We start from the raw sequence: 26089 nt of genomic DNA on the forward strand, positions 1-26089 counted from the left end.
TTCAAAGAAATAACCAGTCAGTATGCTAGCCTATTTTTTATCATACTGCGTCACATCTTTGACTTATTAGTTCCTTTCAAATCCCTTAAGATGGAGAAGATATATTATGAGAGTTTTACTTGCAGAAGATGAAAAAGAATTGTCAAATGCACTAGCTATCATTTTAAAACATAACAATTATTCAGTGGATGCTGTATATGATGGAGCAGATGCATTAAAATATGGATTATCCAAAAGTTATGATGTAATTATTTTAGATATTATGATGCCAAAGATAAATGGCCTTGAGGTGTTAGAAAATCTAAGAAAAGAAGGAATACATACACCTATTTTAATGCTTACTGCAAAGGCTGAGATTGAAGATAGAATTCTTGGACTAAATACAGGCGCAGATGATTATTTAAGCAAACCTTTTGCTATGGGGGAATTGCTAGCCAGAATTCATGCTATAACCAGACGAAAGAGTGAATTTACACCAAACTTAATTAAAGTAGGAAATATTATCCTCAACAAAGAAAACTATGAATTATCAAGTAAAAAATCCTCTCTAAGACTTGGCAACAAGGAATTTCAGATGCTTGAGATGCTAATGAATAATCCAAAATGTTTAATTTCCACAGAACAGTTTATTGAAAGAATTTGGGGATATGATGAGGAAGCTGAAATCAATGTGGTGCTGGTATACATTTCTTATCTGCGTAAAAAGCTGTCATCTTTAGGTGCTAATGTAAAAATTAATTCAAGGAGAGATTCCTGCTATACATTGGAGGAGATTAAATGATTAAAAAATTACAGAGAAAATTCATTATGATTACAATGGGTTCATTGGCTTTGGTTGTATTCATTCTCCTTGGCTCCATTAATGTAGTTAATCTTTATCAGATAGACCGTAAAGTGAATGGTGCCCTTAAAATTCTTTCAGAAAATCAGGGAAAGTTTCCAATATATAAAAAAGGAAAGCTGCCACCTAATGAGCAAAGATTTGGTTTTCAAATGAATGCAGAAACTCAGTTTGAAACACGGTATTTTATAGTAAAGGTCAATAAAGACGGTAGTATCCGAGAAATTGATACAAACCATATTGCTGCTGTTTCTTCAACCGATGCAGCAGGATATGCCAATAAAGTACTAGATGGCGGTAAAACTAATGGATATAGTGACATCTATAAATATATAGTAGTAAATAAACCGGATGGTCTAATGCTTGTATTCATTGATTGTAGAAGCCAGATACAGATAGCTACTTTATTTTTACTAACTTCTTGTGGAGTTGCACTAATAACTCTTTTGCTTGTGTTTATTCTCGTGTCCATTTTCTCTAAAAAAGCGATTAATCCTATTATTGAAAATATGGAAAAACAAAAACAGTTTATTACTGATGCAGGACACGAGATCAAGACGCCACTTGCCATTATTTCAGCTAATGCAGATGTGCTGGAACTAACTCACGGTAAAAGTGAATGGATTACAAGCACTCGAAATCAAATTTTCCGTCTTAATAAGCTTGTAAAAAATTTACTAACACTTTCAAAGATGGATGAAGGAAATATTAAATTGGTGTTTACTGATTTTGATTTGAGTGATTCAGTTTTTGAAACGGCCGCTCCATTTGCGACCATTGCAGAAACACAGAATAAAAAATTTCTAATGGACATTATACCAGGACTGAATTTACATGGGGATGAAGATAGTATCCACCAACTCGTTTCTACTCTTGTGGACAATGCTGTGAAGTATACTAATGAGAAAGGAACTATCAAAATTTCTTTGTCTGCTGCAAAGAAAGGATCAAAGCTAGAAGTATATAATACAACAGATGACATTGATAAAGAAAACTTAGACAAGTTATTTGACAGATTCTATCGAGCGGACTCCTCAAGATCCAGAGAAACTGGAGGGTATGGAATTGGACTTTCCATTGCAAAATCCATTGTACAGGCTCATCATGGAAAGATTTCAGTTAGAAGTGAGGATGGAAAATCCATTTGCTTTACTGTTCTAATCTAATTAAAGTATCTATTACTGCTTCCTTAATTTTAAGTCAATGCTTGCAAAAGATAAAATTTCTACAAAAAATTTTGTAATTGTACATGTTATGACTTAAAATAAATTATAAGCAGTATATAGATTAGTTTAGAGGAGTATGACCATGTATGGAATTTTATTCAGTATAAGTTTTGCAGTTTCTATAATTTTATTAGTTCTTCTGTATAGAGTAAAAAATGCTGCCATCACAAAGTTATTGATCATAAGTACTGTGCTTGTTTCTTTATGGCTTTTAATGGAAATACTTAGCTATTATATAAAAACAAACGAAATTGCAATTCTATTTCAGAAGATAGAATTTATCAGTATAGTATTTATATCACCACTTTACCTGTTAATAATAAATGAATATGCTAATAGAAATAGAAAAGATCTTTACTTTATTTTATTAATTTTTATTATACCAATATTATCATTACTGTCTTTAATTTCTAACAGTATACCCTACAAATTTATGTCACATGTTAGTATGTCATATATTAATGGTATTCCCATATTGTTATACGTGCCAAATATCGGATTCTACATTAATCTCATTTATACCTACTGCAGCATTTTGATTGGATGCTATATTCTCATGGTAAGATCACTAAATTCTCCAAAATTATATCGCAGACAAAGTACATTTATTTTTATAGGTACAATTATATCAATCGGGCTCAACTTTTTGTTTATTAGTTCTAATTCAAAATTAGTCTTTATAGATGCTACTCCTATTTGCATACTATTAACATTGATTGTATTATACTGGGGAATATTTCATATGCCCAAGTTAGTAATGGTACCAATTGCCAGAGATCTTCTAGTAGAAAATATTAAAGACATTGTTATTATAGTAGATTCTTCTAACAAAATAATAGATATCAATCCAGCAGGCATTAAACTTATAATGTCTTTCAAAAATAAAAAATCTAATATTAAACGAGAGATGAATTTTATAGGAATAAAAATTAATGACCTATTAGAATTCGTACCAAATATAAAACACGTTGCTACAATAAGTGATACAAGCAGCGAATATACAATTACTTTTAACTTCAACAATAGAACTTTTTACTATAGAGTATATAAATCTTCTATTTTTGATACAGATAAATCTGAAATTGGCAGATTATTTACCTTTCACAATATAACTAAAATGCAGGAATACACTAATAACCTTAAACAACTAAATGATGAATTATTAATTTCATATAGAATAATCGGCACTGCCATGGAAGGTGTATTGATAACAGATGCTTCTGGAAATATTATCAAAGTGAATGATTCTTTTCAAAGAATATCGGGGTATAAAAAAGAATATTTAATTGGAAAAAACCCTAGAATACTTAAATCCGGCCGTCACAATAAAAAATTCTATTTAAATATGTGGCAAAATTTAATTGCTAATGGTTATTGGGAAGGTGAAATTTGGAATAAAGCCAAAAATGGAAAACTATATCCTAAATGGATGTCAATAACATCTTTGAATGGATCGGATGGGACTGTAGAAAATTACATTGCTATTTCTACAGACATTAGTAAACTAAAAATGACAGAAGATAAACTTCACAATCTTGCCTATTATGACCCATTAACGGGTATACCAAATAGGACTCTCTTTTATGAAAGACTTGAGAGGGCACTTATAAGAGGTAATGACAACAAAAAAGCAGTAGCTTTGCTATTTATGGATTTAGATGGTTTTAAATTCATTAATGACTCCTTAGGTCATGCAGCTGGAGATTTACTTCTTAAAAAAGTCGCATTCCGCATTAAATCCAATATTCGAAAATCTGATACTGTATCAAGATTAGGAGGAGATGAGTTTACTGTAATACTTGAAAACGTAGAAAATCAAGAATATGTAAAAACTATAGCACAATCTATCATTAATAAAATACTCATTCCTTATAATATACTTGACCAGGAAATAACTTTAGGAGTAAGTATAGGAATATCCATGGCACCCTATGATGAATGTACTGTTGAAGGCTTAATTAGAAAAGCAGATGCTGCAATGTATGACGCAAAGGAATCCGGAAAAGGAATATATTCTTTTTCGTCAAAGGAAATTGAAAGGAAAAATCATGAAATTCTTGAAATGCACATAAGATTGACTACAGCGCTGCGCAATAATGAATTTAGTTTATATCTTCAGCCGCAAACTGCTTTTGACGGAAATGACTTTAAAGTAGTTGGTGCTGAAGCCCTTATTAGGTGGGAAACAGCAGATGGTAAAATATTTACACCAGATAAATTCATACCTATATCTGAAAGCAATAGAATGATAATACCTATTGGTAACTGGATATTAGAAGAAATTTTTAGAATTGATAAAGTATTAAAAAGCAGTGGTATTAATATTAAATTATCAATTAACATTTCATCAAAACAATTTGAAAATAACAATTTAGTTTCAAAAATTAGAGAAATTTTCAAAGATAATAGTTCTCAAAATATTGATTTAACAATTGAAATAACAGAGAGTTTTTTGCTGCAGAATATTGAAGAAGCAATACAAAACTTGCTGGAAATAAAGGAATTAGGAATTGGTATTTCAATAGATGACTTCGGCACAGGGTTTTCTTCCCTGAGTTATTTAACTCATTTGCCTGTAGATTATTTAAAAATTGATAAATCCTTCATAGACGATATTGCAAATATAAATCACAAGAATATTACCCCAAGTATTATTTCTATGGCAAAAACTCTTAATCTAAAAACCGTTGCAGAGGGTGTAGAAACACAGGAACAAATTAACAGATTAATTGATGAAGGATGTGATGAACTTCAGGGATATTATTTTAGCAGACCTCTTACTGTTAGTGATTTTATCAAATATGTAAAGCAATATAACATTAATAAAAATTAACAAGTACATATTCCTCTCCTTTTAAGGAAAAAATATAAACAGAGTTCTTGGTTTCATGTGGAGTTTTTTCTCCATCTGAAACTTAGAAATCGTTATCCAGGCGCGTAGCAGTGCTTATCCCCCACTTTGATAGAAGATGGGGGTGTTAGCAATGGTAGCGATCGGATAAAAAGTACGTTTGAAGTTTTAAGTAAATCATATATTCCAAGAAAGGAGTCTTATTAATGAAAATAAATAAAAAATCATTTCTTGCATTAATTTTATCACTTATGTCTGTAGTACCTTTTTCTGGCTGTGAAAATACTACTGGAAACAATGAATCAAAAACTACTACAGAACCTGCAACAATTGAAGCCAAAAATACTAATATCAAAGTAGGCCGATCTATTGTAAATTTAGCTCTTGCAAAACAAATTACTACCGCAGCCGAGGCAAAAGCAAAAGAGATAAAGGTTCCTATGTATATTACTATTGACGATGCTGATGCAAACTTAATTTCTATTAATAGAATGGCTGGAACAATTTTAGCTAGTGAAAAAATATCACAGAGTAAAGCATATACTGCCGTTGCACTAAAAATGCCAACTAGTAAACTTACATCTCTCTCTCAACCAGGATCATCTTTATATGGTATACAAAATAATAGCAATATAATTATTTTTGGTGGAGGTTTCCCTCTACTACTAAATGGCGAAGTTATTGGTTCTATTGGTGTAAGCGGTGGTTCTGTTGAACAAGACATGCAAGTAGCTCAAGCTGGTTTAAAAAAATATAAAGAAATTGCTGAAGGCTTGAAGAGCAACTCTGTAATAACACAATCAGAGGCATCTAAAAATATAACTGGCACTAAAATAACTGATTATGGAATTAATGTTGAACTAGCCAGAAAAATGGCTATTGCAGTTGAGAAAAAATCTGCTGAAATCGGTGTACCAATGTGGTTCTCCGCAGTAGACAAAGGCGGTAATCTAATTTTAGAGCAAAGAATGGAAGAAGCTTTGCTGGCAAGTAGAGAAATTTCATTAAACAAAGCATATACAGCAGCTACTCTTAAGCTTCCAACAGACGAAGTTTCAAAACTTTCCCAACCTGGAGCTCCTCTATTTGGTGTCCAGTCTGTTTCTAGAATGATCACCTTTGGAGGTGGATATCCACTTTCATATAACGGAAAAGTTATAGGTGGTGTTGGTGTAAGCGGCGGATCTGTTGAACAAGACATGCAAGTAGCTCAAGCTGCTATGGATGTATACAATGCAGAATTGAAAAAATAGTTAAAGAAAATAAAATTTTTAAATACAAGGAAAGAAGATAGCGGTCAGCTATCTTCTTTTTCATTCTCAATTAACAAGTATGTAATTGCAATAAAACAGGTTGCTATTATAGCTAGTTTTATAACTTAAAAAATTACTGGAGTTTTTTTACTACAGAAAACATAATATTTATGATATCATTAAAAATAATGGACTCTATTTTAGGAGGAAACAATATGGAAAAAGTTAATACAAATAATAAAAGTATTAGTATGAATACATTAATTAACACCATGTCAATATTTAAGACGTTGTATGACGTAATTAGGATAGTAAACCCAGTAAAAAAGCAATTATTAGATTTAAAGTTAAACAAGGTTAATGAATTGGAATCTTCTTGTTATAACCTTTGGAGGATGGGAAAAGTATGTAGTAATTGTGTTTCTGCCAGAGCCTATAATGAAAAAGAAACTTTTGTAAAAATAGAGTACACTGGCACAAAAGTCTACATGATCACTGCTATACCACTTGAAGTTGATAATTTACCAGTAGTTCTTGAACTTCTCAAGGATGTAACTAAAAGTGGAGTTATAGAAAATATAGAAAATAAAGATAGTGACACTATACGCCATGCAGTAAATCATATAAATGAACTAATAGTATTAGATCCTCTTACACAAGTTTTTAATAAGCGATTTATATACGAAAGACTTCCAGCTGACATAATAAATAGCTTATTAAACAATAGGCCGTTGTCATTAATAATGGCAGATATAGATTTTTTCAAAAAAGTAAATGACACTTATGGACATGTAGCTGGAGATGAAGTCCTTAAAGTGGTTGCTTCTATACTTAGTGGTTCTGTTAGAAAAGATGTAGATTGGACAGCCCGTTATGGTGGAGAAGAATTTATAATTTGTTTAAAAAATGCAAGTAAAGATACAGCAGTAAAAGTTGCTGAAAAGATGAGAAAAGCAATAGAAAACACTATAATTAATTATGAAGGTGCCTCTATAAAAGTCACTGCAAGCTTTGGCGTTAAAACATTATTTGATGAGAACCTTAATGAAGAAGATCTAATAAAAGAAGTAGACCAAAAATTATACGAAGCTAAAAATGCTGGAAGAAATAAAGTAATAGCATAATGTGATAATTTTTGTGAGTCATGTATAAATAATTTTATTCTACACATAATATTGTATGAATTCAACATTAGCCTTCTTCGATTAATTTTTTTTACCAGGGATATTTTAAATCCCTGGTTTTTTTAATTATCTTTAATAATTTTTTTATCAGTAGAATACACAAAAGTATTACATACTGAACAGTGATAGTTATTTGTTATTATTTTGAAGGACTTTCCTTCTTCATCTTTTTCATCTATCTCATTAACTGATACTATCATGTCTCTCAGTTTACCGCAGTGCGGACAAATTTGGTTTTCCATTTAAACACCTCCAATATTTATAAATATTATAATATTTATGTCTATATAATTCCTGGCTTTTTTTGCTTTTATTTTTAAAACCTACTTTTCATATAAATTCTATATAAGCTGCAGGTTGATAATTTAAATTACATCAAAAAAACTTATTTGATCACTTTCTGGAAGACCTTTTAAACAGCCAAATTTTTTAAGTAAATCTACAGCAGAATTCCCAATCTTAGCACGTTTCTTTACATCCTCTATAGAGCTGAAGGGCTCTTCTTGTGCTGCACTAAATATACTTTCTGCTGCGATATTTCCCATGCCAGATATACTATTTATAGGTGGTCTCAAGCCATCTTCCTCTACTATAAATTTGGTAGAATGAGATTTATATAAATCAATTGGTAAGAATTTAAATCCCCTCTCGTACATTTCCAAAACTATCTCTAAGTCATCATACATATCCTTATCCTTAGGGGTAGCTTGATTACCCATGATTTGAATTTCTCGCATCTTTTCTATAACCTTTTCTTTTCCAAATATCATAAATTCACTGTCAAAAGCCTTTGCTCTAATAGTGAAGTATGCTGCATAATAAGCTTTAGGTATGTGAACCTTAAACCAGGCTATTCTAAATGCCATCATTACATAAGCTGCGGCATGAGCTTTAGGAAACATATATTTTATCTTTTTACAGGAATCTATATACCATTCCGGTACCTTGTGTTCCCTCATTAAAGCCTCATATTCTGCCCATTTTTCAGGCTGCTTCGATACTTTTCCTTTACGTACCAGTTCCATTATCTTAAAGGAACTATTTGGCGGCAAACCTTTTTTGATAAGATAAATCATAATATCATCCCTGGTACATATAGCTTCACTTAATGTAACTATTCCATCATCAATCAAGTCCTTTGCATTTCCAAGCCACACATCGGTACCATGAGAAAGTCCTGATATACATATTAAATCAGAAAATGCTTTTGGCATTGTATCTACAAGCATTCCCCTTACAAATTTAGTACCAAATTCAGGAATACCAAAGGTTCCTACCTTAGAATTTATCTGCTCTGGTGTTACTCCTAGAGCTTCTGTAGATGAAAATATAGACATAGTTTCCTTATCATCCATAGGTATCTCATGGGGATTCACCCCAGTTATATCCTGCAGCATTCTTATAACTGTGGGATCATCGTGTCCAAGTATATCAAGCTTCAATAAGTTCTGGTCAATAGAGTGATAATCAAAATGTGTAGTTATAATATCTGAATTAGGATCATCTGCAGGATGCTGTACGGGACAAAATTCAAAAATTTCACGTCCCTTTGGCACAACTATAATTCCTCCCGGATGCTGTCCGGTAGTTCTTTTTATACCTGTACAACCTGCTGCAATTCTAGTTATTTCTGCCTTGTTTACTGGAACATTTTTTTCATCAAAATATTTCTTTACGTAACCAAAAGCTGTCTTTTCTGCTATAGTACCTATAGTTCCAGCTTTAAAGGTTGTGCCCTTTCCAAAGATAACTTCTGTATATTTATGAGCCTTTGCCTGATATTCTCCTGAAAAGTTTAAATCTATATCTGGCTCCTTATCTCCATTAAAGCCTAAAAAGGTTTCAAAAGGTATATCTATACCATCCTTAGCTAGCTTTTCTCCACAAACGGGACACACTTTATCCGGTAAGTCAAATCCATTTTTAACGCCATAATCCGAAAAATCCGAATACTTGCATTTAGGACACCTATAGTGGGGTGGTAGAGAATTTACTTCCGTTATACCAGTCATATTTGCTACAAAAGAGGAACCAACAGATCCCCTAGAACCTACTAGATAGCCATCTTCATTTGATTTCCATACTAGTTTTTGAGCAATAATATACATTACAGAAAAGCCATTTTTTATAATAGATTCCAGCTCCCTGTCCAGCCTGGACTGAACAATTTCCGGAAGTGGATCTCCATACAGTTCATGGGCCTTCTCATAAGCAATATCCTTAATAGTCTGTTCACAGCCATCTATATGGGGTGGACATTTCTCCGGTGAAATAGGGCTAATTGGCTCACACATATCTGATATCTTATTGGTATTTGTAACTACCACCTCATAGGCCTTTTCTTTTCCCAAATAGGAAAATTCCTCAAGCATCTCCTCTGTAGTTTTCAAATACAATGGAGCCTGATTATCTGCATCCTTAAATCCCTGTCCTGCTTCCAGTATACGTCTGTATATCTCATCCTCCGGGTCCATGAAGTGGACATCTCCTGTAGCAACTACAAGTTTGTTTAATTTTTCTCCCAGAGCTACAATTTTTTTATTAATTTCCTCTAGATATTCTTTACCAGGTACCTGCTCTGTCGTTACTAAATAATCATTATTTCCTAGAGGCTGGATCTCCAAATAATCGTATCCTTTTGCTAATTCTTCAATTTCTTCATCGGATTTTCCAAGTAGTATTGCTTGATACAACTCCCCTTCACTGCAGGCACTACCAAGAATTAAACCCTCAGAATATTTTTTATACATACTCTTTAATATACGAGGTTTTTTATAGAAATAATCCAAATGAGAATAAGACACCAGCTTATATAAATTCTTTAATCCTACATAATCTTTCGCTAGTATTATTGCATGGTAAGTTTTAAGCTTTTTATACTCTTCCTTTTTAGCTGCCTCATCACGCCCATATACATCTATATCTTTAAGGTCTTCTGCTCCCCTTTCTTTTAACTTTTCAATCATTACATTAAACACCTTAACAGTAGTTGCCACATCATCCAAAGCTCTATGGGCAACTTCCACCTTTATACCAAGGTTTTTAGCAATTCTCCCTAATTTATAGGTCTTAAAATCAGGGAAGACCTCCTGTGCTAAGGACAAGGTATCTACATATGTAAAATCAAAATCACAACCTAAAATCCTGGCATTATGCTTTAAGAATCCCACATCAAATTCAGCATTATGTGCAACCAAAACACTATCCTTAATAAAATCCAGCATTTTAGGAAATACCTGTTCTATGGTTTCTGCATTTCTTACCATATCATCAGTTATATTTGTAACCTCTACAACTCTTAACGGAATTGGCTTTTCAGGGTTTACAAAAGTGCTGAATGTGTCTATTACCTTTCCATCCTTGATTTTCATGATTCCTATTTCAGTAATTTTTTCTGTTACTGGCGAAAATCCTGTGGTTTCCAAATCCAATACACAATAGGTAGTATCAATAATCTGCCCTTTAGGGTTTACTACAGATGGCTTTTTATCCGGTGCCAGATAGGCCTCAACTCCATATATAATCTTCATATCTGGATTATCTCTTCCTAAAAGTTTATGTGCTTCAGGAAAAGCCTGAACTACTCCATGATCTGTTATAGCAATTGATTTCATCCCCCAGCTCATGGCTCTTTTAATTAAATCAGTAGCACTGGTCATAGCATCCATCTGGCTCATTTGGGTATGCATATGAAGTTCTACCCTCTTCACCTCAGATTTATCTTGTCGCTGAACTCTCTTCATGCCTTCTGTTTCAATTATAGTATTGGCAATAATCTCAATTTCCTGAGAAAACTTGCTATAACCTGAATTTCCAGAAAGCCTAATACCCTTAGCATTTTTAAGTCTGGATAATACCTCACTGTCTTCACCAGGCTTGCAAAATACTTTACAAGTCATGGAACTTGAACCATCATATAAATCAAAAGAAATCAATATTTTTCCGCTTCGGAGTTCCTTTGATTCCATATTGGATATTTCGCCCTGTATAGCTATTTTACCCTCATCTGGTGTAATATCAGTAATTTTTACTACAGGTTCCCTAATACTACTACTTCTGCCAAATATCAAGAATGGATTATTAGCCTTTTTCCTATGAGTTTCTGTTTTCATTTCCTGATTTTTTTCTACAGGCTTATTGGGCAATTTAGAAACATTATTGCTTCGTATACTATTAATTTCCTTCTTAATAAACAGCATTTCGCTTTCACGTTTATCCTCTTCAAACTTTATTAATTCTTTACTTCCTAATTTATCAACAAAGTTTATTTTATATTCTGTACCGTACATGCTTTTTATAGCCTTAGAGATCTTTTTATCATAATTCATAGATTTTAAAAATTCTGATACTGAGATTTTTAAATTAAAGTTTATGGTATTCTCATTCACTTCATATTCACTATTATTTAAGAGTACTGCTCTCAAAGCAGGATGCTTATCTGCTACCAAAAATATAATATTTTTCAATTCATCTTCTATGGGTTTTTTATCTGTATCTTCAGCATACTTTACAGCAATTTTAGAATTCTTTAGTGAAAATCTTTCTCTTATAAATTTATTAAGGCGCTGGATTTCTTTTATTTCAATATACTTATCTGAGTTAATTTTCATTTCTAAAGTTTTAGTTTTTTTACTTAAGGCTACAGATTCTACAATGGCAGCACTTATGTTACCTTCTGTTTCATAATCACTAAAAATTTCATTTATTTTCTTCATACTACTTTTTAACCTTCTCCCCAAAATTTTTAGTATGCTACTATTATATAGGATAATCTTATGCATTGTCATGTAGGGAAAAAGTGTATATAACACCGTTTATCCATTTTCACTACTTTCTTGCAATTATATTATATCCTATATAAATAGGAATTTATCATAATTTTATTGTTCCTTTCATCAAAATGAACTTACCTTAGAATTATGATAAGCTTAAAATATCTTCAATATGATATAATATCTACAATAGAATTATGTTTATATTAAAAATTTATGAAAAATTAGTGAGGGGAAATACCAATGGTAAATATGTTATTTAGCTTATATAATTTTAATGATACTTGGGCAAAAGATGCAGTATCAAAATATATAAATTGTAGTAATAAGGTTCTAATAATCCCATTTTCTTTTGGTGAAAACATAAAAAACAATGTGGATTGGCAGAATGAGTTTGGCAAAGATAATGGCAATCATTATAAAGCTATCATAAAACCTTTTTTAAGCTGCGGAATCAAAGAAAAAAATATAAACTGTATAAATTATTTTGAAGATACAGAGGGAAACGCAAAAAACAAAATAAAAAACAGTGATATACTATTTTTTACTGGAGGTCTTCCTGATAAAATGATGTACCGTTTAAATGAATTTGATTTAATAAATGAAATTGAAAATTTTACTGGAACAATTATTGGCAGTAGTGCTGGAGCAATGATTCAGATAAAAGAGTATCATATCACTCCCGATGAAGATTACGACACATTCTCATATAATGAAGGATTAAACTTCATTAAAGATTTTGACATTGAAGTTCATTATAAAGGAACAGAAGTACAAAAAAACTATATAAATAAAGTACTAAATGAAAAAACAGATACAGTATATGCAATTAAAAATACTGGCGGAATAATTGTTGATAATAATTCCATTAATTTATTGGGAGACACCCAGACATTTAGCAGATAATTTATCCGATGACTACCTGCTCTAATACTCCCACTTATCCAAGTTGGAGTAAAGAGCAGGTACGTCCCTGGATAACGATTTCTAAGTTTCAGATGGAGAAAAAACTCCACCTGAAACCAAGAACTCTGTTTATATAATCTAAATTTAGTGAAATTAAATTTTATAAATTATTCAAATAATGTTCACAAACCGGAAACATTTGTATATAATATAAATAAGAGATATATTAAACTATTTCAAATTCAGTTAAAATGTGGATATTCTGTAAACGTATACTTAGATAAGGATTAATGAAAAGAAGATTTTTGTTTAAGTATAAAATTAATATAAGGAGGTGTATATTGATGGCAAACTTAGGTTCTCTAGGACAAAAATCAATAGAAAAGGATCGTACTGTACAGCCGCCAATTGAAGAATTAAATAAACTTAACGATAGACCTGTACAAGAAGATGACATACCACCTGCAGTATTAGTTGTGTTTTCAGTTATTCCTATGGCTATATTGCTCATATTATTTACGTTTTTTAATTAGCATTTAATATTTATAATTTAAATATCTGCATTATAAAAATAAGCACTGGTTTCAGCCAGTGCTCACTTTATATAATTTAAATTATCAATTCTTTAGCATAGGGTAGAGTTTCAATCCACTTACAAAATTCTCGCCATTCTGGTAATCTATGATTCTTTCTCTGGCTATATACACCTTTTAAGCATCTATAATTAGTAGTTAGCCTTGCAGTAAGTTCAAATCCTGCAGGATTAGAGTATAGAAGCTTTAAATAATCTTCTTTATCCTGAGTTTTATTGTATGTATCCTTTAATTCTTCTATAATATCAATAATTCTTTTATCTACATATTCATTATACTGCTTGGATAAATCAAATTTAGATATTCTATGCATTGTACTCTGACTGCTTACGAAAGTGATAAATCTATATCTTTCTAACTCAACCCATGCCTTATTAGTAAATGTTAAATCAAAGGCAACACGTATTCCAGATAGAAATTGATCATGTGCTTCTCCTTTAGGTGATTTAGCTAGATTTTTAACTGTATTTGTAATATCAGAATTACATTTATCTGTATCTACTGCCATAGGATATTTACTTGCTTTTATGCTTTCTTCTAGATCATATACTTTTAAATTTTCTATTTTCATTATTTTACCTTTCATCCTTCCTTAGGCATTTTCGACTTGTTATTTCCTTCCAAATGCCTTAACTCATATATTCTATACTAAGTTTATCATCTTTTATTATAACTAACCAGTAACTATATAAAAAAAATTATAACATGACACACAAAAAAATAGATGCCGAAATAGATGAAAGAAAAATTTTTAAGCCAACTAATTTGTTGTATCTTGTGGGACAGCTACAAATCCTTGTATAGTAGATATAGTTTTTCTTAATTGTTCATTTTCTTGCTGTACTTTAACTAAATCTTGCTGTGCCTCTTGAATTTTGGCATTTTTTTCAGTCTCTGTAGGCGTAGCATGTCCGAGATCATTGACGGCTTCCTGAATGAAATCAGAAATAAGTTTTCTCTGGTTTAATGTAGGTTCTACATTAATTTCCTTTAACGCAGCATATACTGTATCCTGGGCAGATTTAAATCTATCTTCATCACTTTTTAAAAGCCCTGCATGATATAATTGCTGCGCACTTTTTACTCCTGCCTTAGCTTTTTGCTCCATCCAATCAACTAAAACTACCTCTGATTTTAAGCCAGGAACAGCTTTAGCAAGCTGAATCAAGGGTTCTACTGCAGTAAGAGTTTGCTCCGTTGTATTTAATATCTTATCCATGTTAAAATTCTTTTTGCTTAAATAAGGTACTGCTCCAAATATACTTCCAGTTATACCAACAAGTATTCCTCCAATTGCTAAAATATCATTAAAATTAATCATTTATACATTCCTCCATAAATTTATATATATTAAAAAAGAGCTTCTGTAGCTCTCTCAATTAATTGTTTAAAAATATGCTCCACGTTTCTTGTCCTAAAATTCCATCTGTACTTTTGCCCCAGTTCTTTTGCATATTGGTCACAGCCTGGAACGTAGCCTCATCATAAATCATTGGAGTATAACTGTCTTTTTTCAAATAACCATAGCCTTCTAGCTTTTGTTGTATCCACAATACTACATGAGATCTGTGACCTTTAACAATAATATCTTGTATACCTCTTAATGCTGCCATTGTTTTAGAATCTGCATTTCCATCTACATATAATCCTGCATTATAGTCCAAGTTTAGATTATACTGAAGTGCTTTTATCTGATCTACAAACTTATTAGATATAATATCTCCAGTAAATATGTCTTCAAGAAAATAATCTAAGTCTACTGCACCTACTGCACCTCTAAGTTCTCCAGATTCGCTGTACTGCCATGATGCTCTGTCTGGATATAAGGGCGGCTGTTTGCCATAACTGGCAAGCCAAAGTGGAACTTCTGGAATATTACCTTCCAAATAATCTTTATAAAATGCGTATCCAGAATATATTCCTAACTTATATCCTTGTGATTGTACATATTTGATAAATACATTTGTAAAATTGATTGCATGGCTTTTGCTCCAGTTCTCCTCACCCTCTATATCCAGCCATAAAACAGTATCACTCTTTAAGTCTGAAATTGCCGATAAAAAGTGCTGTGCCTCTGCTATCGGATTATCTCCATTAGCAAAATGATAAAAACCTAGTTTAAGACCTGCCTGTCTGATTCTAGGATACCTGTAACTTAATAGGCTATCTATATGAGATATGCCCTGCGTTGCCTTCTGAATTACTACATCAATGCCATCTGTATTTTTAATAACATTCCAATCTGAAATGTTATCTCCTTCATATACGTCTATCCCTTTCATAAAATCATTTCCCTTCTTTATTTGACTTTCTCGATCAATCCATCAATTCTGTGATGTGCTGACTTTGTAGATTCTTCTACTTTTACAAGTCTTTCTGCCATATCTTCCTGTCTTAATCCAAGGGCTTTTACATCATCACGAACTTCCTTTATATCTCCACCTATATAATCTATTTTGGTTTCCACTCTGGTAAAATCCTGTGTCACCCCCTTTCCGTCTTTATTAAATACCCTGAGTAAGCTTATTAAAGCTATAGTCGCAGATAATAATGCAATTACAATGCTAATGGTTACCGCCATATATTCCCTCCCATTTAAGTATTTTTAAGCAAAATAAAAAGACTACTTCTAGTCCTTGCTTTAATCTTATATTTTATTATGCCTCATAATCCATACCCGTTATTTGTTTATATTCTTCCGCTGTTATTTTCCCTCTAGCTATATAGATTTTTAAATTATCTTTATTTGCTATACCCAAATCATAATAATACTTGCAAAATACAAACCAATCCATTTATTATATTGCCCCCTTCTCCATTAATTGAGTTGTTAAATGAAAAACTTGTGCTTGTAAATCATCAATCTTTTCCTTATCTGTTTTTTCTTTTGGATTCTTTTGGGTAGTTCTTTTTTGTTTAATCATGTATAAACTTCTCCTTATCTAATAACCGATAGCATAAGATTTAATTACCTTATGCATATTAGTTGTATTAACAAATTTTATAGTTACATTATCTACAGCACTTGCAAGTGTAATAGTACCATTTACAAACCTAGTATTATTTATACAGATATCTACTCCTGCATCTGTATTAAATTCTAATAGAGTAAATATACTAGTAGATTTTGCTAAAGAGATACTTTTGGTTACTACTTGACCATTAGGTAGTAATTCCATTATACCTATACCTGTATTAGCTTTATGATCTTTATTAGTTAAGTCTATATCTGATTCTTCTATAAACATATCTGCTATAATATTATCTTCCTGTGAATTTTCTAGTATAGTTTTATATTTAGCTTCAAGTATTTCATCCAAAGTAAACTCTTGTGGATTAGTAGAATATTTTATAATAGTATCAACCATATTAGGAATCATTACAGGCTCATTATCATAACATTCTACAGGTTCCTGAACTGTAATAGTTTTGGATTGTTCTACTCCTTTATCATCCACCCATTTATTAGTTACTTGTTTATCTTCCGTCTTTGTTACATCTCTGGAATCTGCTGTCTCTGTAGGATTGTCTTGTACATTTAATTTATTTTTGTCTAGATATAACAAATTACCTTTATCATCTGTTTTCTGCTTTTCTCCCTGTTGAACTTCTATTACTTTTTCGCAATCAAAATTATCATCTACCTGTATAGTAATACAAGCAGGAGAAGGGGAAGAAATTACTTTCCCCGAAAATCTACCTACATAAATATCTTTCATGATTAGTTACCTCCTTTTATTAAGGGCTTTTTATCTAATTGAAATGCTAGTAACCTACAGGTATTATTACTCATATTTATTTCAGTCAATGCTTTATTAGCCGCACAAATGATTAAATATAGTATTCCATTTATATCCTTGCATAATAAAGAAAGTAAATATACAAATTGAGAATTAATATTAAATGGTGTAGTATCCATGAATCTTATTAACCAAGCGTTATTTGCTAATTGTAAAGTACCTGAATTTATAAATGTAATTTTCCCTATGTCCACAGGAGAATAATAGTGACTATTGCCTATAATCTTAGTTAATTCTAACATAGAACACATATAGACATTATTAGGATATAATTTACTTCCATCTGTAAGTGCTGAACTTATAGTTGAATCTATAGCTAAATATTCATCTAAGAAATCAAAATTAGTATTAGGTGAAAATAGCATATTACTAGCTCTGGTGGTTAGGGTAGTTAAATAAGCTTTTGGCTTTACTAAACTATATCCACCAACTAAACTACTAGGAGGTAATAATCCTTGTTTTGGATTATAATTACCATAAGTAACTATTCCAGATAAATTATCTCCACTACCAAACATTAATTGTATTTCTTTAGTTTCTTTTCTTACTAGAAGTATATTGCTCTTTCCTGAATCCCTTCTAAGATTTTCTGGAGCTAAAACATCATAACCAGAAGGAGTTTTTAATGTTACTTCTATATTTATATAGTCTGTAAAAATAGTAGAAGGTGTTGTTCCGTCTGAAGCATTTGTATAAGCTAAAGCAAATAAAAAGCCGTTATTATCAATTAAATCACTTGCATGTACATATTCATCTGTTGTCCATCTGCAATTTGCAGGTACATTAGCAATATTATAACTGTTTGAACGCCATTCATTTGTAATAGGATTCCAAAGTGTAAAATAAGCTTTATTACCACTAGGGCAACTACCATACCCCCACCAATTACAAACAATACTAGCTATATTAGCTTTTAACCATGTAACTTTATCTGCTGTTGTACTTCCTGATATAGTTCCATATTTTCTTTCTACTATTTCTATTAAATTAAAAGCAAATAGTTGTTGGGATATACTACTATTTGTTAAATTGGTTACACCCATACTATTACCATCTAAAACTTGTATACCATTATAGGAATTCTGATTAAATTCACTAGGAAAATTCAAAGGTGGTATTAAAGATGCTTGTGAACCATTATTGTTATGTCTTACTATATTAGGATTTTCAACTACACTTCCTGATACTTTTCCTGCAAAATCATCTAGTATATGATAACTAGGATTAGGATTTAATTTATCCCCTTTATATTCTCCTGCTAATGTTTGTGTAAGTACTTCGGGAATTCCACCCTGTCCAGACACTTCTGTTATAGCATAAGTTAAGGATAGATATTGGTGAGTCATAGTGTCAGGTAATGTTGCAGGTAATGTATAAATAGCTTCTGATGTTCCTAATCCACTCCATGTACCATCAACATCTATATTATGAATAGTAATAACAGAAGTATTGTCCGGTTCAATAGTCCAATTACTATCTACAGTTGCTACTTTCGTACTTCCTACATAATCTGTAATTGTTTTTTGCTGTCCTGCTCCCGTTCCACTATCTACACTAATTACTAAACCATTATAAGCATCATCTGTGGTGGAAAAAGTTGAAGGTAATGTAATAGTATTTGCTCCTCCTGCTTGTGCCGTTCCAGTAGCATTAAATTTAACTAAAGGTGAAGAAGATGAAGGAGTAGTTTCAAATAATAAATCTCCTGCTGATAGATAAAGTGGATAAATATTAGAAGTGACAGTTATTATATTATTTGTAGTATCTATAGCAGTAATAGTATATGTCTGATTATAGTCTGTACCATTAGCTTGTATTTCATGTAAGGTATCTCCCACTGATAACTTACTTATATCATCTACATTAATATTAAAACTTCCACTTGTTACTGTAGGAACGTATTTTATTATTTTAGCTATAGCTGTATCTGTATCTATTACTCCAGTTATTATCTCACCAGTTAAGGTATCAAGTTTTATTTTATCTCCTGCGTTCCACTTTGTACTATCATCTTTTATCCAATCAGTAACATCCCCTAATTTAATATAGGACTTGTTACCTGTTCCAGATACATCTATAAGTTCCTGCTTAGTTTCTGTAGTTAATGCATCACTAAATACATTTCTTTGACTATTAAATGCGGGTGCTATTCTAGCATAACCATCTATAAAATCTTGTGGTAAAGTTGCAAAAGTAGAACCTCTATCTATATTAGATATAGATAAATCAGATATTATTGGAGTTACATCAGATGAAGAAGAACCAATCTTTAAAGTATTTTCCCCACTAGCAAGAGCAGGAAGTCCAGTTAATGAACCAATGAATTTTCCATTTACATATATATTAGCTGAAGTTGCTTTACGTATAATACGTATATGATTTTCTTTATTATTATCTATTATAAAATCCATATTTAAGGAATCCGTATAATATAACATTATAGTATTATCGGCTCTTTGCATTAGACTAAATAGATTTATTAAACTATTATTTGCACAAGCAATAAATATATAGTTGTTATACAAGGTATTATCATGCATATTTAATATAAAATCTATTGTATATGTCAATGCAGTATCTAAATTTAAGCTGTATTCTAATCTATTATTCTGATTTACTTTTACCCCTAATCCTGTTAATCCAGATTTAAATGAAGGACTACCTATTATTGTGGGTGTATTTCCTACTTCCGCTGTAGTAGTTCCATCAAAACTAGCATAAAAAACAGTATTTGCATCTATAGGTGTTTTAGATATACCATGATAAGTTTTAAGCATTTTAGTTCTTTCTTTTGTTTGCAATTCTCCCCTTAATAACTTATCAAAGTTTTCCTCTAAAAGTTCTTGATAATTAAATCCAGTTAAAGAAACTTGATGACGTAAATCTAATATATCTCTATCATCTACTATATCTGCATATAGTAAATCTGGTCTTAAAGTCTCTTTTACCATGAAATAACATCCTGCTGTCATATTCTCTGGAATTCCAGTGTTTAATGTGACAGTTTTATTAATAGTGTCTATAGCAGTAATAGTTCGTATAAAGTAATCCTTTGGATTATCATATCTGTAAAATCTAACTGTATCACCTATGAATATACCCTCAACTGAAGGAACATTATTATTACCAGTTAATGATATAACTGTATCACCTATAACCTGATTATTCTTATTGATATTAATAAAGGAACATAGAATACTTCCATTGCCATTATTAACACTATATCCTCCAGAATTTCTTCTATTAACCTTAAACATTGGAATAGCATATACATAACCATCCACTGTCCTTGAATAGTCCTTTGCATCAGGAATTTCCCAATCACTAGAAGGATACCATAACCATAAACCAGCATCATCTATTCCTTTAAAATCTCCTATAGAAATATTAGCATTTCTAAATACATTACGAAAATCAATAGACGTAGGAGATATATTACCCCCTTGCATAGTTATATTAGAACAGTGTGATGGGTCATCCCACCCTAAGAATTTATCTGTAGTATTTCCAGAATGATATACTTTGTCAAAATCTACTCCATCAACTACTCTTATTCTCCAATTTATCTTTTCTCCACCTGTATCTGTTACAGGCATTTTCCATACCTCTAAAAATACTAAATCATCCCTAGAAGCCACTCCTGTTTTAGCGACTGGATCATAAGTTGGAGGTGTATCTAATTGAATTATTGTTCCTGCTGGTATAGTAACCTTGTATCCATTTACAAAAGCTACACTGTCACTTGATAACCTTATCTGATTAGGATTAGTCGCCATATAACCGTAATCTAAATCACTTAATGTAGTAAATCCACTAGGTATTGTTTCTCTTATCATTCCTACATTATTATTTATTTCTTCAACTGCTGTTGCTAATCCATTTTCAATATTGTTTAAATGCTGTGCAGATACTGGCGTCCCCTGTTGAATAACATTTCCATTTTGATCTTTGATATGGTCTTTCCATAATGTTTTACTATAATCCATTTACTATACCTCCGTAATTGTAAATTTAAAAATAACTAGCACTCCTTGAGCTGCTAGTTTTTCAATAGTATCAGGCTTATCTGCAAATACTTGTCCGTCAGTACCTATCAACTTTATATCTGTTACTGCTCCCCCAGTACCATCTGCTAAAAATATATTTACAGTTAAAGTACTGCCATCTATATTTTTACTCAATATAGGTACATCTACATTATTTCCATCTAAAACATACCTGCCTTTGCTTATAAGGCCTGAAATATAATTTAATACATTGTTAAAGCCTATCGAAGTTATCATAAATATTCCTCCTCTGAAGCCAGGATATCTCCTGCTTGATTATATTTTTTTATAGAATCAGTTTTGTTTAAATTCTCTCGAATTGTTGAATCATAAGTTTTTGCTATTATAGTTTCTCCTTCTTCGCCATCTACATTTTCACTAGATAAAATTGTTCCTGCTTGTGTGTAATTCTTAATAGTATTACTTTTTTTAGTCTGTATTTGTAAAGATAAATTATTAATGCTCCCTACAACAGAAGCACTTACATCATTTTTACTTAATTGAGTATCATATAGGTGGTTTTCAGCAGCTTTAATATTTTCATTTACTGAATAAGCTCTTCCTATTGTTGCTATTCCATTTTCATTGTCTGGATTTATACTAGAAACTATTGTTCCAGTTAGGTCATAATTTTTAATATTTTTACTGTAATCAGCGTGAGCAGCTATTGAACTTAAATAACTCCTACCACAGCTGCTTACAACAATTCCATCTCCACAATAAAAATCCCCGCACATATTTAAAGGATTAAATGCAAACTCCCTTTTTACAGCAATGTTTATATCCTTTTGAGTTTCTAAATTAAATGAATAACCCAAATGAGCTGGCTTTATAGTCTCAATAGTTTTAGCAATATCCTGCAAATTAATATTAAAATTATGTTTTGTAATAAGCGTTACATCAAAGCTATAATCACTAAAATGTTGTTCTACCTCTGTTTTATCAGCAAATTTAGAAATTATGGAACAGAATCTATTAAAGGTCATTGGACTAATCATTGCCATTTGGGAAAGTATTTTGCTTCTTCTAATTATTATATCTAAACTTTCATTTACAGGTATACCTAAAAACTCTTCCCAAAACTTTAATCCCCATGAAGCGGTTTGAGGAAATAACTGATTTAATAAATCTTGTAAATTATTATTCAAAGTATCTAATTCAATTTCATATCCATCAAATAAGTTTGTTAATACTTTTGAATCAAAAATAAAAGGCGGCAGATAAGATTTTAAATCCATATACCCGCCCCCTAACTATATGTTATTGTATTTAAAACTGATTTTTGTTCATCCGAAGTATTTATATTAGCCGTTTCTGAATTAACTGTTACATTTATAAAATCACTTACACCTTCTGCAAAAGTTACTGAAGCTCTAATGCTATTGTAGTTTATTACGCTTCCTGGATTCAAACCATTTAAATATTTGTTTACAACTGCTTGAATGTTAGATTTTACAGTACTCAATTCATATCCATCTTTAATACTTAAGCCTAAGATATTTACATCTATTTTCATCTGCGTTGATGTAACAATAGTCACATTTGCTCCCATAGGTGCCTTACCTTCTCCAGTTCCGTTATGAGGGTCAATATAATCTTTAACATTTTGAAGTACAGTCTCATCCAGCGGTGCTCCATTTTCCCCTGAAACTATAAGTTTTACCGTACCATTCCCATTCCAAAGTGGAACTACTTTTACATATTTTACACCACTTACTTCCTTAGCCCATCTTTTATAATCTTGCATATTACCGCTGCTAGGTGGATTTTGAACTTTTTCCAGTAATCTGCTTCTTAAATAATCATCCGTTTCCGTATCGGTTCCTCCTTTAACTTCATCATCATTGTTTATACTTGTTATACCATTTATATTAAAAGTTAAGTGATCTATAGAACTGGCAGGTACATTATATTTGCTTCCAATGTCTTCTGCAGTTATGGTTACTGATGCAGATCCATTTGTAATAACCACATCCTTATCTGTTATAAATCTTAATCCTGCCTTAGTTTGAACTACTGTATTTTTATAAATAGATGTATTGTCTTTTCCCGTAAATGTAACTTGCCCTGTTGATTTATTGCCTATGATTCTAGGAACTCCATGTGATTCGGATATCATATCCAGCCATTTACCATAACTTGTTTTAGCAAAGGCTTTATCTAATATAACATCCATATTTATGTATGCTTGTGCTATCTCATTGGAAACAGGAGACGCAGCATCATAAATAAAACTGCCCTCTGATTTGTCTACATCAGAGGGTGTATTATTCAACAGTCTGTCTAAAATTATTTGCTGACTATTTTCTTCACTATACATTTGTATCAACCTTTCTGTAAAACTATTAGATGTTTTGGTGCTTTTAAGTTTAGGAAGTTAATTTCTGGTTTGGTTCGCAATAATATTCTATTACCTCTGCCACATCTTTTTTAACATCTTCAAGAATGTTAAACTTATCTGTAAGCTTTGAAATTATATCCTGGTATTTTTTCTCTCTTTCCTCTGCTTTCTTATCCCTCTTTTCCTGTTCTTTTAGACTATAAAAAAACAGTACTACGAATAGCGCCACCCATATTCCCTGGTTAACTGCAATTTTAAATACTTCATTTCCCATGTCATACCTCTCACCTGTAATTCAATACCTTTATATTATGCTTTGTAGTCTTATTCGGCTATTTGCCCTCCTATTCATAAATTTTATATTCTACATCTACATTAGCATCAACCCAACCCCTGATTCTCCCTTGCATAATATCTACACTATAACCACTATATACTTTACCATCTGAACCTATAAAAAACTGACTTTCAAATCTATTAGGAATAATAAGAATACCTGTTATTTTTAGTCCTCTAATCGAAGTAAATGAAATGATAGCTACAGTGATATTAATATTAGGCTCTATTACAAAATTGCCCTGACTATCAGCTGTGACTGTTCCACTAACAAATCTTTTGGCTTTATTTCCCGTTCCAACTATCTTATTTCCATTTACATAAGCTGTTTTATCAGATACTATATCATCTATTGTTGCTGTTGCATCTGATGTAAAAGTACCTGTAAGTAAACCGGGTTTACCTAATGAGTGCCCAGCTTTTATAACTGCTGGATTTAATCCATTTACACGTTGTTGAATTTCTGTATTTTCATTAACATGGCCATTTATATTTACTATTGCATGTAAAACTCCATATTTTACTCCATCTCCATCGGTATTAAGATTATCAATTTTAGTTATACAAGAAGGATAATTCATTATTTGATCTGTAGTATTACTATAGTCGGGCATAGTACCTACTTGACCTGCAATAGTAGTGCCAGATAAAACATTTGCTACAGGCACTGAAACAGCACTAACAGAACCACCACTAGTATATCCTGCAGGTATTGTGTGCGCTGAACCTGAAGGTGTAATATTTATTGCTCCATTATTTGGCATAGTACCATGCCTTAACTTTCCATCTGCATTACTAAAATCTACTCCGCTCAATACCTGAGATTCCACTGCATTACCTTGTCCTCTTGCTATAGAATTTATAGCAGCTATAATCTGATCCCATGTAGATGTGGTACTAAGACTTTGTCCTTTACTATTTACGGCACTAATCGTACTAGATTTTACGCTAGTGCCAGATTGAAAAACCTCGTTGATTGCCGCCACTATAGTATTCTTTGCAGTTGTATTAAGCTTAGTTTTATCACCAATACCATGAGCCGTAGTATCTGCCATATGCGAACTAACTTTTCCTTTTGCAGCTTCTAAAGTTGCCCCATCTGCTGCCTTTATATCACTTGCAGATAAAGTAACAGCACCTGTTTTACTATTTACAGATTTAACTGGTACAGTTGGTATTTGAGTATTTAAAGCTCTCTTTTTTAATTCAGCATCAATAATATCAGCATTGTCATTGAAATTTTGTATATCTACTACATCTGTACCCTCTGGCTTTTTTAACCCATAATTTGCTGTTTTCTTCATTTACATCATCCTCCTATCCATCATAAACTTTTAGGCTATCCCATGTATTTGATTTAGCCTGATTTACTGTAAGACCTTTATTTTTCAAAAAGTTCCAAACTGTATAAGTATATTTAAAATCATATCCCAGGTGGGCTGGTTTAATATCCTCAAGCATTTTCTTAAAAACTTCCATATTTTTAGGAATACCTTTTATTCCAACAAATTGAATTGTAAAATAATATCCCTCAGGATGAAATATTACATTACATTCCCCTCCACTAAAAGCCTCTGCAGTATTTTTTATCATTTGTGCTGTAGTTGTTCCAGAGCCTCTCATCTTTGCTTTTATAATTTCACGTCTATCCTCGCAGCTCTTATTTAAATCTATGGCAATTTTCAAAGGTTTTTCCCATATAATTCCTAATCCCCAAGTTGCAGTATCAATAAAAAATTGCTTAAGCAAATCCTGCTGATTGTACTTAGCCGAACCCATTTCTTTTCCTATGGAATTTTGAATTTTATTCATTATTGAAGTATTGTAGTACCATGGAGGAAGATATTTCATTAGATCTGGAATATATGGCTTGATCTCTTCATCTGAAATATTATCTTCTGCATACTCTATTGTTCCATAAAGATTATTACCATACATTC

Annotated in this window: 23 protein-coding genes; 7 read left to right on the top strand and 16 right to left on the bottom strand. The window is 31.6% G+C overall.

Translation table 11 applies throughout. From position 1 onward, the window contains the following. Positions 1 to 106 precede the first annotated feature (106 nt). The 5 genes from DMR38_RS15475 to DMR38_RS15495 all read left to right on the top strand — a co-directional run bounded on the left by DMR38_RS15475 (position 107) and on the right by DMR38_RS15495 (position 7295). Complete coding sequence (locus DMR38_RS15475) at positions 107 to 781, top strand: response regulator transcription factor (protein WP_127722151.1); 675 nt, start codon at positions 107 to 109, stop codon at positions 779 to 781. Further along, positions 778 to 2007 (top strand): HAMP domain-containing sensor histidine kinase, encoded by a 1230-nt coding sequence (locus DMR38_RS15480; RefSeq protein ID WP_127722153.1) that lies wholly within the window; start codon positions 778 to 780, stop codon positions 2005 to 2007. Before DMR38_RS15475 ends, DMR38_RS15480 begins: the two co-directional genes overlap by 4 nt. Positions 2008 to 2149: 142 nt before the next feature. Next, positions 2150 to 4900 (top strand): EAL domain-containing protein, encoded by a 2751-nt coding sequence (locus DMR38_RS15485; RefSeq protein ID WP_127722154.1) that lies wholly within the window; start codon positions 2150 to 2152, stop codon positions 4898 to 4900. A gap of 224 nt (positions 4901 to 5124) precedes the next feature. Beyond that, positions 5125 to 6171 carry a heme-binding protein gene (locus DMR38_RS15490; RefSeq protein WP_127722155.1) on the top strand — a complete coding sequence of 349 codons (1047 nt, stop codon included), beginning with the start codon at positions 5125 to 5127 and terminating at the stop codon, positions 6169 to 6171. A gap of 215 nt (positions 6172 to 6386) precedes the next feature. Further along, positions 6387 to 7295, top strand: coding sequence for a GGDEF domain-containing protein (locus tag DMR38_RS15495; RefSeq protein ID WP_127722156.1), 909 nt, complete (start codon positions 6387 to 6389; stop codon positions 7293 to 7295). A 122-nt stretch (positions 7296 to 7417) separates the two neighbouring features. On the opposite strand, the gene DMR38_RS15500 is transcribed toward DMR38_RS15495, so the two are convergent. Both DMR38_RS15500 and polC read right to left on the bottom strand, forming a co-directional pair. After that, entirely contained in the window at positions 7418 to 7597 is a 180-nt protein-coding gene (locus DMR38_RS15500) for a hypothetical protein (protein WP_127722158.1), read from the bottom strand. 123 nt (positions 7598 to 7720) lie between these two features. After that, positions 7721 to 12070, bottom strand: coding sequence for a DNA polymerase III subunit alpha (gene polC, locus DMR38_RS15505; RefSeq protein WP_127722159.1), 4350 nt, complete (start codon positions 12068 to 12070; stop codon positions 7721 to 7723). A 300-nt stretch (positions 12071 to 12370) separates the two neighbouring features. Here polC and DMR38_RS15510 point away from each other — a divergent pair, with 300 nt between their 5' ends. Further along, positions 12371 to 13033, top strand: coding sequence for a Type 1 glutamine amidotransferase-like domain-containing protein (locus DMR38_RS15510; protein WP_127722160.1), 663 nt, complete (start codon positions 12371 to 12373; stop codon positions 13031 to 13033). Between the two features lie 344 nt (positions 13034 to 13377). Next, the gene (locus DMR38_RS15520; protein WP_127722161.1) at positions 13378 to 13566 is read left to right on the top strand and encodes a hypothetical protein; all 189 of its coding nucleotides are present in this window, start codon (positions 13378 to 13380) and stop codon (positions 13564 to 13566) included. A 76-nt stretch (positions 13567 to 13642) separates the two neighbouring features. On the opposite strand, the gene DMR38_RS15525 is transcribed toward DMR38_RS15520, so the two are convergent. The 14 genes from DMR38_RS15525 to DMR38_RS15585 form a co-directional block, all read right to left on the bottom strand. Further along, entirely contained in the window at positions 13643 to 14212 is a 570-nt protein-coding gene (locus DMR38_RS15525) for a hypothetical protein (RefSeq protein WP_243124318.1), read from the bottom strand. A 174-nt stretch (positions 14213 to 14386) separates the two neighbouring features. After that, positions 14387 to 14947: a hypothetical protein gene (locus tag DMR38_RS15530; protein WP_127722165.1), complete on the bottom strand. Its 561-nt coding sequence runs from the start codon at positions 14945 to 14947 to the stop codon at positions 14387 to 14389. Positions 14948 to 15005: 58 nt separating this feature from the next. Continuing rightward, complete coding sequence (locus DMR38_RS15535) at positions 15006 to 15908, bottom strand: GH25 family lysozyme (protein ID WP_127722166.1); 903 nt, start codon at positions 15906 to 15908, stop codon at positions 15006 to 15008. A 17-nt stretch (positions 15909 to 15925) separates the two neighbouring features. Next, on the bottom strand, positions 15926 to 16207 hold the full coding sequence (locus tag DMR38_RS15540; protein WP_127722167.1) for a hypothetical protein: 282 nt from the start codon (positions 16205 to 16207) through the stop codon (positions 15926 to 15928). A 76-nt stretch (positions 16208 to 16283) separates the two neighbouring features. Next, a complete protein-coding gene (locus DMR38_RS15545) occupies positions 16284 to 16421 on the bottom strand; it encodes an XkdX family protein (protein ID WP_127722169.1) in 138 nt (45 codons plus the stop codon). 3 nt (positions 16422 to 16424) lie between these two features. Then, positions 16425 to 16550 carry a hypothetical protein gene (locus DMR38_RS22570; protein ID WP_279230787.1) on the bottom strand — a complete coding sequence of 42 codons (126 nt, stop codon included), beginning with the start codon at positions 16548 to 16550 and terminating at the stop codon, positions 16425 to 16427. 18 nt (positions 16551 to 16568) lie between these two features. Next, the gene (locus DMR38_RS15550) at positions 16569 to 17345 is read right to left on the bottom strand and encodes a hypothetical protein (RefSeq protein WP_127722170.1); all 777 of its coding nucleotides are present in this window, start codon (positions 17343 to 17345) and stop codon (positions 16569 to 16571) included. Positions 17346 to 17347: 2 nt separating this feature from the next. Beyond that, positions 17348 to 21412, bottom strand: coding sequence for a hypothetical protein (locus DMR38_RS15555; RefSeq protein WP_127722172.1), 4065 nt, complete (start codon positions 21410 to 21412; stop codon positions 17348 to 17350). Between the two features lie 3 nt (positions 21413 to 21415). Then, positions 21416 to 21709 carry a hypothetical protein gene (locus DMR38_RS15560; RefSeq protein WP_127722173.1) on the bottom strand — a complete coding sequence of 98 codons (294 nt, stop codon included), beginning with the start codon at positions 21707 to 21709 and terminating at the stop codon, positions 21416 to 21418. After that, the gene (locus DMR38_RS15565) at positions 21706 to 22710 is read right to left on the bottom strand and encodes a putative phage tail protein (protein ID WP_127722174.1); all 1005 of its coding nucleotides are present in this window, start codon (positions 22708 to 22710) and stop codon (positions 21706 to 21708) included. The genes DMR38_RS15560 and DMR38_RS15565 overlap by 4 nt, the downstream gene beginning before the upstream one ends. A gap of 11 nt (positions 22711 to 22721) precedes the next feature. Beyond that, positions 22722 to 23792, bottom strand: coding sequence for a baseplate J/gp47 family protein (locus DMR38_RS15570; protein ID WP_127722176.1), 1071 nt, complete (start codon positions 23790 to 23792; stop codon positions 22722 to 22724). A gap of 49 nt (positions 23793 to 23841) precedes the next feature. After that, positions 23842 to 24087, bottom strand: coding sequence for a BhlA/UviB family holin-like peptide (locus tag DMR38_RS15575; RefSeq protein WP_127722178.1), 246 nt, complete (start codon positions 24085 to 24087; stop codon positions 23842 to 23844). 70 nt (positions 24088 to 24157) lie between these two features. Beyond that, complete coding sequence (locus DMR38_RS15580) at positions 24158 to 25453, bottom strand: hypothetical protein (protein WP_127722180.1); 1296 nt, start codon at positions 25451 to 25453, stop codon at positions 24158 to 24160. A 13-nt stretch (positions 25454 to 25466) separates the two neighbouring features. Continuing rightward, a complete protein-coding gene (locus DMR38_RS15585) occupies positions 25467 to 26087 on the bottom strand; it encodes a YmfQ family protein (protein WP_127722181.1) in 621 nt (206 codons plus the stop codon). Positions 26088 to 26089 lie beyond the last annotated feature (2 nt).

This window comes from Clostridium sp. AWRP, from assembly GCF_004006395.2.
Classification (GTDB): Bacteria; Bacillota; Clostridia; order Clostridiales; family Clostridiaceae; genus Clostridium_B.